General features: G+C 74.9%; 7 protein-coding genes and 1 pseudogene. 1 reads left to right on the top strand and 7 read right to left on the bottom strand.

The window, feature by feature from the left end; all coding sequences use genetic code 11:
• The 5 genes from IDM29_RS12550 to IDM29_RS12530 all read right to left on the bottom strand — a co-directional run.
• Window positions 1–231 (bottom strand): hypothetical protein (locus IDM29_RS12550; protein ID WP_223148289.1); only part of this gene is annotated, 231 nt, incomplete at its 3' end.
• Between the two features lie 83 nt (window positions 232–314).
• A complete protein-coding gene (locus IDM29_RS12545) occupies window positions 315–1,652 on the bottom strand; it encodes an MFS transporter (protein WP_182113093.1) in 1,338 nt (445 codons plus the stop codon).
• Window positions 1,649–2,119 (bottom strand): MarR family transcriptional regulator, encoded by a 471-nt coding sequence (locus IDM29_RS12540; protein ID WP_182113092.1) that lies wholly within the window; start codon window positions 2,117–2,119, stop codon window positions 1,649–1,651. Before IDM29_RS12540 ends, IDM29_RS12545 begins: the two co-directional genes overlap by 4 nt.
• Before the next feature lie 75 nt (window positions 2,120–2,194).
• Complete coding sequence (locus IDM29_RS12535; RefSeq protein WP_182113091.1) at window positions 2,195–3,508, bottom strand: UDP-glucose/GDP-mannose dehydrogenase family protein; 1,314 nt, start codon at window positions 3,506–3,508, stop codon at window positions 2,195–2,197.
• 121 nt (window positions 3,509–3,629) lie between these two features.
• The gene (locus IDM29_RS12530; RefSeq protein WP_182113090.1) at window positions 3,630–5,126 is read right to left on the bottom strand and encodes an NCS2 family permease; all 1,497 of its coding nucleotides are present in this window, start codon (window positions 5,124–5,126) and stop codon (window positions 3,630–3,632) included.
• A 75-nt stretch (window positions 5,127–5,201) separates the two neighbouring features.
• On the opposite strand from IDM29_RS12530, the gene IDM29_RS12525 reads away from it, so the two are divergent.
• A complete protein-coding gene (locus IDM29_RS12525; RefSeq protein WP_255491753.1) occupies window positions 5,202–5,903 on the top strand; it encodes a VanZ family protein in 702 nt (233 codons plus the stop codon).
• Between the two features lie 18 nt (window positions 5,904–5,921).
• Here IDM29_RS12525 and IDM29_RS12520 read toward each other — a convergent pair whose 3' ends face one another.
• Both IDM29_RS12520 and IDM29_RS12515 read right to left on the bottom strand, forming a co-directional pair.
• The gene (locus tag IDM29_RS12520) at window positions 5,922–7,127 is read right to left on the bottom strand and encodes an MFS transporter (RefSeq protein WP_182113088.1); all 1,206 of its coding nucleotides are present in this window, start codon (window positions 7,125–7,127) and stop codon (window positions 5,922–5,924) included.
• Window positions 7,124–8,458 (bottom strand): annotated as a pseudogene (locus IDM29_RS12515) (ATP-binding protein); the annotation flags it as partial. The pseudogene IDM29_RS12515 and the gene IDM29_RS12520, both read right to left, overlap by 4 nt.

Below are 8,458 nucleotides of genomic sequence, written 5' to 3'. Positions count from 1 at the left end.
CGCCTCGAGGGCGCGCACCTCGGTGGCGGCCGCACCCAGCGCGCTCGCCACCTGCACGCCGCGGAACGCGAGCCACGCGGACGCGGCGACCGCGAGCAGCAGCACCGCGAGGAGGGTCCGGCGCAGCACCCGCCCCCGCGAGGATCGCGCGGCGGGGGCAGCGGGCCCGGTCGCTGCGGCGTGCCGGGTCCCCGCCGTGCCCGCCTGCGCGACACCGACCGGAGGAGCCATGGCGCGATGTTCGCATATCCGACATCTTGGGCACGGGTCGGACGCGGGATTTCACCCGGCTGCCGCGGCGGCGAGCCGCGTCCTCAGGCCGCGCGGTCCCCGAGCTGCTGCGCGCGCAGCGCGTCGGCCGCGGCGGCACGCTGCTCGCCTTCCGTGGGCTCGCGGTCGCGGTGCCGGATGGTCAGGTGGGGGCGTGCCGTGATGCGGTAGCGGACCTCGACGTTCCAGTGCCGCACCGCCCAGATCGCCGCCGCGCTGGCGACCAGCAGGGCGCTGATCGACCCCACGCCGATCGCCCAGCGAGGGCCCCACGTCTCGGCGACCCAGCCCACCAGCGGCGACCCGACCGGGGTCGCCCCGAGGAAGACCACCATGTACAGGGACATCACGCGCCCGCGCATGGTCGGGTCCGTCGAGGTCTGGATGGTCGAGTTCGCGGACGTCAGCATCGTCAGCGAGGCCAGCCCGACCGGGATGCACGCCAGCATGTAGCTCTCGTAGGTCGGCATGAGCGCCATCGCGCCGGTCGCCAGCCCGAAGGCGAGGGCGGAGCCGATCACCAGCCGCACGCGCGGCCGTTCGCGGCGCGCCGCGAGCAGCGCCCCCGCGAGCGAGCCGATCGCGAGCACGGAGCCGAGGATCCCGTACTCCTGCGGCCCCCGGCCGAACTCCGTCCGCGCCATCACGGCGCTCGTGAGCTGGAAGTTCAGCCCGAAGGTGCTCACCACGCCGACCACGGCCATGACGACGAGGATGTCCGAGCGCCCGCGGACGTAGCGGATGCCCTCGCGGATCTGCCCCTTGGCGCGAGCCGTGGGCCGCATCGGCTGCAGCTTGTCCTTGCGCATGCGGGTCAGCGCCAGGATGGTCGACGCGAACGTCACCGCGTTGATGAGGAAGACCCAGCCGGTGCCGACCCACGCGATCGACAGGCCGGCGATACCGGGACCGATGAGGCGCGCCGCGTTGAACGAGGCGCTGTTGAGGCTCACCGCGTTGGCGAGGCGCTCGGGCGGGACCATGTCGGCGACGAAGGTCTGCCGCGCCGGCCCGTCGATCGCCGAGACGCAGCCGAGCAGGAACGCGAAGCCGTACACGTGCCACAGCTCGACGTGCCCGCTGAGGACCAGGAGGCCGAGCGCGGCGGCGAGCACGCCCATCGCCGCCTGCGTGCCGATGAGCAGCTTGCGCCGGTCGACCCGGTCCGCGAGCAGGCCGGCCCAGGCCGAGAGGAACAGGACGGGCGCGAACTGCAGCGCGGTGGTGATGCCGACCGCCATGCCCGAGTCGTCGGTGAGGTCGGTCAGGACGAGCCAGTCCTGGGCGACGCGCTGCATCCAGGTGCCGACGTTGGCGACGAGCGCACCGGCGAACCAGAGCCGGTAGTTGACGTAGCGCAGCGAGGCGAAGGTGGGACTCACGGGGCGATCACCGTCCGCAGGATCGCGGACGCCTGGGCCAGCACCTCGCGCTCGGCGGGCGTGAGGGTGGCCAGGCGCTTGGCCAGCCACTCGTTGCGGCGGCGGCGCGTCTCGCGCACCTCCTCGCGGCCGGCGTCGGTCAGGTGCACCAGCACCTGGCGCCCGTCCGTGGGGTGCACGTCGCGGCGTGCGAGCCCCGCCTCGACGAGCGCGTTGACGGTGCGCGTCATCGGCGGCGGCTGCACGTGCTGGTCCTCGGCGAGCGCGGTGGGCGTCATCGGCCCGCGGTTGGCGAGGGCCGCGAGCGCGGCGTACTGGCCGTCGGTGATGCGCTCCGAGGAGCGCTCCATCCGCAGGCGGCGGACCGAGTGGGTGAGGGAGACGCGGAGCTCGCCGGCGAGCACGGCGGGACGGCAGTCCCCGGCGCTGACGACCGGCAGGGCCGGCACGGGCGTGGACGAGGTCATGTCACTACCCTAGGTCATTACCCTAGGTAATGGCATCCGGGTCGGCGGTGATCCCCGCCACCCTGGCGGCACGACTCAGGGGCGCCCCAGGGCACGGTAGGTCCAGCCCGCGCTCCGCCACACGGCCGGGTCCAGGACGTTGCGCCCGTCGACGATGCGGCGGTGCGCCACGACCTCGCCGAACTCGACGGGGTCGAGCTCCCGGTAGTGCGTCCACTCGGTCGCGAGCACGACGACGTCGGCGCCCGCGGCGGCCTCCTCGGGGGTCTTCGCGTACGTGAGATCGGGCCATCGCGCGGAGGCGTTGGCGATCGCCTCGGGATCGGTGACGACGACGTGCGCCCCCTGCAGGCCCATCTGCGCGGCGACGCTCAGCGCCGGCGAGTCCCGGACGTCGTCGCTGTTCGGCTTGAACGCCGCACCCAGGACCGCGACCTTGCGCCCGACGATCGAGCCCTGGCAGACCTCCCTTGCGAGATCGACCATCCGCACGCGGCGTCGCATGTTGATCGAGTCCACCTCGCGCAGGAAGGACAGCGCCTGGTCCACGCCGAGCTCGCCCGCCCGGGCCATGAACGCCCGGATGTCCTTGGGGAGGCACCCGCCGCCGAACCCCAGGCCGGCGTTGAGGAATCGCCGCCCGATCCGCTCGTCGTGCCCGATGGCGTCCGCGAGCTGCGTGACATCGGCACCCGTGGCCTCGCACAGCTCCGCCATGGCGTTGATGAACGAGATCTTCGTGGCCAGGAACGAGTTCGCCGCGACCTTGACGAGCTGCGCGGTCGCGTAGTCCGTGACGACCTGCGGCGTGCCGTCCGCCAGCGGCTCGGCGTAGACCTCGTCGAGCATGCGCCCGGCTTCGACGCCCGCGGCACCCGGCGGCAGACCGTAGACGATGCGGTCCGGGTGGAGGGTGTCCTGCACCGCGAAGCCCTCACGGAGGAACTCCGGGTTCCACACCACGGTCGCCGCCGGCTGCGCGTCGGCCACGCGCGCCGCGATCCGCTCGGCCGTGCCGACGGGCACGGTGGACTTGCCGACGACGACGTCGCCGGGCGCCAGGTGGGGCAGCAGGGCCTCGATCGCCGCGTCGACGAACCGCAGGTCGGCCGCGTTCTCCCCGCGCTTCTGCGGGGTGCCCACGCACACGAAGTGCACGCGTGCCCCCGCGACCTGCGCGACGTCCGCGGTGAACCGCAGTCGGCCCGTCGCGGTCACCTCCGTGAGGAGCTCCGGCAGGCCCGGCTCGAAGAAGGGCGCCTCGCCGCCCGCGAGCTGCGCCACCTTCGCCTCGTCGACGTCGACGCCGACCACGTCATGCCCGAGCCGGGCCATGCAGGCGGCGTGAACGGCTCCGAGGTAACCGCAGCCGATGACCGAGATGCGCACAGTGGTCCTCCTCGAAGCTCGCAGGCCAGCCCGCGCGCCACAGCGTCAGTCCGGCCGAGGTCCGGCCGGACGGATCCTCCCACAGGCCATGCCGCGCGGGGCAGGACCGGCGAGCGCCGCGTCAGCCGATCAGGGCGTCCCTGATCGGCCCCAGCGTGAAGTAGGCGACGAACAGCCCGCCCGCGACCCACATCAGCGGGTGCACCTGGCGCCACTTGCCCAGGGCGACCTTGATGACGACGAACGCGATGAAGCCCGCCCCCATGCCGGCCGTGATCGAGTAGGTGAAGGGCATGAGCACGATCGTGAGGAAGGCGGGGATCGCGACCTCGAGGTTCTTCCAGTCGATGCCCGAGACCTGCATGACCATGAGGAACCCGACGACGACGAGGGCCGGCGTCGCGGCCTCGAACGGCACCATCTCGACCAGCGGCGCGAGGAACGTCGCCAGCAGGAAGGCGATGCCTGTCACGACGGATGCCAGGCCCGTGCGCGCCCCGTCGCCGACGCCCGCGGCCGACTCGACGTAGCTGGTGTTGGACGAGACGCTCGACGCGCCGCCCGCGACGGCCGCGAGCGAGTCGACGACGAGGATCTGCTTGCTGCGCGGCGGGTTGCCCTCCTTGTCCAGGAGCCCTGCCTCGCCGCCGACGGCGACCATGGTGCCCATCGTGTCGAAGAAGTCGGCGAGCAGGATCGAGAAGACGAGCAGCAGGACCGCGACCAGGCCGATCTTCTCGACCGACCCGAAGAGGGAGAACTGGCCGAGCAGGCCGAAGTCGGGCGTCGCGACGAGGCCGTCCTCGGGCACCGCGGGTGAGTTGAGCTTCCAGCCCGTGGGGTTGATCGCGTTGCCCTCCTCGTCGACGCCGCCCTGGGGACCGACCTTCGCGACCGCCTCGATGATGACGGCGAGCACGGTCGAGGTGAGGATCGCGATGAGGATGGCGCCGCGGACCTTGCGCACCATGAGCACGATCGCGAGCAGCAGGCCGACGACGAAGACCAGGGTGGGCCAGCCGGAGAGCGACCCGCCGATGCCGAGCTCGAGCGGCGTCGCGAGCGAGGCCGGGACGCGCACGAAGCCGGCGTCGACCAGGCCGATGAAGGCGACGAAGAGGCCGATCCCGACGCTGATCGCCGTCTTGAGCTCGATCGGGACCGCGCGGAACACCGCCGTGCGGAACCCGGTGAGGACGAGCACGAGGATGATCAGGCCCTCGAGGACGACGATGCCCATCGCGTCGGCCCACGTGACGCCGTCGAGCGTGGCGATCGAGTAGGCGACGACGGCGTTGAGGCCGAGCCCGGCCGCGAGCGCGAGCGGGAAGTTGGCCACCGTGCCCATGAGGATGCACAGCACGCCGGCGACGAGGGCCGTCGTCGCGGCCACCATGCCGAGGTTCGGCGCGTCGCCGCCGCCGAGGAACTGGCCGGTGCCGTCCGGCACCGTGCCGATGATGAGCGGGTTGAGCACGATGATGTAGCTCATGGTGAAGAAGGTCACGAGGCCACCGCGGACCTCCGTGCCGATCGTCGAACCGCGCTCGCTGATCTTGAAAAAGGCGTCGACCCGGTTCCTCGGGCGCGCCGCGGCAGGGGCGGAAATCTGCGTCATGGCGCACAGGGTGGCAGACGTTTGTTTCCCGTGAGAACACGTCTCGGAGGACAGCCTCGGGCGGTCGTGGTACGTGTGGCGCTGGCCGTCTACCTCCTCGCGGTCCTGCGGATCACGCAGTGGCCGGACTTCGCCGATCCCGGCGCGTTCACCGCGCTCGAGCGGGGCCTGGCGTGGCTGCACGCGCGCGGCCTGCCGACGGGCGTCGACGTGGCGGCGGTGGAGGCGGCCGCCAACGTCGTGATGTTCGTGCCCTTCGGGATCCTGGTCCCGCTCGCCGGGCTCCGCCGGGCGTGGCTCGCCGTGCCGCTCGGCTGCGCGTCGTCGGTCGCGATCGAGACGGGACAGGCGCTCTTCTGGCCCACGCGCGCCGCGACGCTGCAGGACGTCGTCATGAACACCCTCGGCGCCGCCGTGGGCGTGGGCCTGCTCACGCTCGCCCGGCGATACGCTCGGCACGTGCCCACGACCCCGACCGACCGCCCCGCCACCGGTGGCGGGGCCGACGCAGGCACCCGTGGCGGGGCCGGCACGGCTCCCACGACCGTCTCCGCCGGCCTGCGGTCGCTCCTGGCGCCCAGCACGCTCGACCCGGTCGAGCTCGACCTGCGCCGGGTGTTCGTGGCCGGGATCGGGGCATGGGCGGTCGCGCTGGTCGTCGTCGGCGCGCTGGCGGCGTCCGACCGCGCCACGGCGACCGACGTCGCCACGTGCGCGACGGGCATGGTCCTCGGCGGCCTCGCCCTGGTCTGGGAGCACCGCCGCCGCAGCCGCTGAGGCACCGCGCGGTCCGGCTCAGGACGCCGGCTCGGCCCCGGCCTCCCGCGCACGCCGCCGGGTGGTGCGGTTCGCGTGCACCGTCCACCGGGGCGCCCAGCGCAGCAGCGCGGCCGCGCTCAGCGCCGCCACGCCCGCCATGGTCCAGATGCCGCCGGCGAGCGAGCCGAGCGCGGCGCCCCCCGAGACGACGAGCGGGCCGCCCGCCGCACCGACGTCGGAGACGAGCCGCCACACCCCCAGGAACTGCGCGCGCGTGGCGGGCGGCGCGACGTCGGCGCCGAGCGTCATGAGGATCCCGGCCCCCATGCCGTTGCCCAGCCCGATGAGCATCGCCACCCAGGCGAGCGTGGCGACGCCCGAGGCGAGCGGCAGCAGCGCCAGCCCGGACGCGAGCACCAGCATCGACGGCACCCCGGCCCACAGCCGGCCGCGACGGTCCATGAGCCGTCCGGCCGGGTAGAAGAGCAGCATGTCGACGGCGCCCGACAGGCCGAAGACCAGGCTCGTCGTCGCCGGGGCGAGCCCCAGGTGCTCCGACCACAGCGGCAGCACGACCTGCCGCGCGCCCCGCGCCGCCCCGATCATGAGGACCGCGATGCCGAGCGTCGCGAGGACGTGCCGGTGGTCCCGCGCCACGCGCCACAGCGACGACGTCGTCGGCTCCGCGACGTGCGCCACCTCGTCGGGCACGGCGGCGACCACGGCGGCGGCGACGAGCGACGTGCCGACCGCGAGCCACCACGCGGCCGGCAGGCCCCAGACGTGCATGAGGGCCGCGCCGAGGAAGGGTCCGACGAACGTCCCCGCGCGCTGGAGGCCGGCGAGCGTCGAGAGCACCCGGGCCCGGCGCTCGACGGGGGCGTGGGCGGCGAGGTAGGAGTGCCGGGCGAGCATGAACGTCGCGTTGAGCGCGCCCTGGAGGGTGAGCGCCACCGCCAGGAGGGCGACGTTCGGCGCGAGCGCGGCGCCGACCAGCACGACCACCGAGCCGCACGCCGCCACGAGCATGGCCCGGCGGTCCCCGAGCCGGGCCGCGACCGCCGTGGCCGGCACGTTCCCGAGGATCTGCCCGACGGCGAGCAGCGCGACGACGAGGCCCGCGCCGGCGAGCGAGGCGCCGAGCCGGGTCGCGGTCAGCGCGACCACCGGCACGATCGCCCCGATGCCGGTCTCGAAGACCGTGACCGGCACGAAGACGCCCAGGACGAGCTTGCGGTTCACGGCTCGCCGGCCCGCTCGAGGAGCACGACGGGCAGGTCCCGCGGGTCCGCCAGGACGCTCGCGAGGGCGTGGCGGTCGCTCCACCGCGTGAGCTGGGCCAGCCCGCGCGCGAGGCCGCCCGTGGTGCACGCGTGGATCACGCCCTGCGCGACCCACCACTCGACCGGCAGGCCGTCCACCCGCAGGTCCTCGTGCTCGACCCAGCGGTCCGGGGCGTCGGGGGCGAGCACGCGGGCCTGCGCCGGCACGGGCCCGGGCACCCCCACCGTCGTCACCCGCCCCGCCGCGCGCTCGGCCGCCAGGTCGACGTCGAGCCAGTCGGCGAGGTCGGCCGCCGCGCCCGTGGGCACGACCACGACCGGGCCGACGCCCGGGTGCTGCGCCCACATCGGGTCCGCCACCGCGACGTCCCCGACCTCGGCCGCGCGCACCTGCCCCGGTCCGCGCCCGCCCGCGCACCACGCCGGGACGCGACCGGGATCGACGTCGGCGTCGGCCCGCGCCAGGTCCACGAGGGCGCGCCACACGTCGACCGCCACGGCCGGGTCGACGTCCGCGCCGGCGGCGGGGAGGCGGCCCAGCACCGCGGCCCACCCGACGTCGTCGAGCTCCGCGAGCGCTGAGACCGCGCCCAGGGCGCGCAGGACGACCTCGTCGCCGTCGACCGCGGCGACGACCACCGGCGGCGCCGGCGGGAGCAGCCCGGAGCCGACGTCGGCGCCCGGGAGGAGGAAGGGACCGCCGAGCGGAAGGGGCGAGCGATGGCGCAGCCACCACGCCGTGTACGACGGCACCCGCCCGCCGGGGGTCACGAGCGCCGCCCGGGCGTCGCCGGTCGTCAGCGCACGCAGCACCTCCTCCCACGCGTCGGGCCGCACCGCGTCCAGGTCCGGCACCACCGCCAGGTCGAGCAACGCCGGGTCGTCGACGCCCAGGTCCGCGAGCCGCGCGCGGTACGCGGGCCAGCCGTCGAGGTCCGCGAGGACGTCGTCGGCGTCGTCGAGCCCCGGCTCGCCCGCGTCGGCCGGAGCACCCGGCCGGACCACGCGCAGCCCGGACCGCACGCCGACCGCGCCCAGCTCCGGCGCCCAGCGCTCGGCGAGGGGGCGCGCCACGGGGGGCAGGACGTCCGGGTCGAACCAGCGCGCGGCGTCCGAGCCGGGCAGCACGAGTCCCGCCGCGGGCAGCCGGTCGCCGTCGTCGGCCTCGAGCAGCAGCTCGCCCCACCACCCGACCTGCGGCGCGGGCCCCGAGGCCAGGCCGAGGCGCACGAGGCCGAGCACCGCGTCCGCCACGAGGGCCGCGTCGTCCGCCGGCCCGCCGCCCGGCTC

Origin of the sequence: Actinotalea sp. JY-7885, from assembly GCF_014525465.1 — a bacterium.
In the GTDB taxonomy this organism is placed as follows: domain Bacteria; phylum Actinomycetota; class Actinomycetes; order Actinomycetales; family Cellulomonadaceae; genus Actinotalea.
Note: the sequence above shows the minus strand (reverse complement) of the source record. Positions and strands in the feature narration are given on the sequence as shown.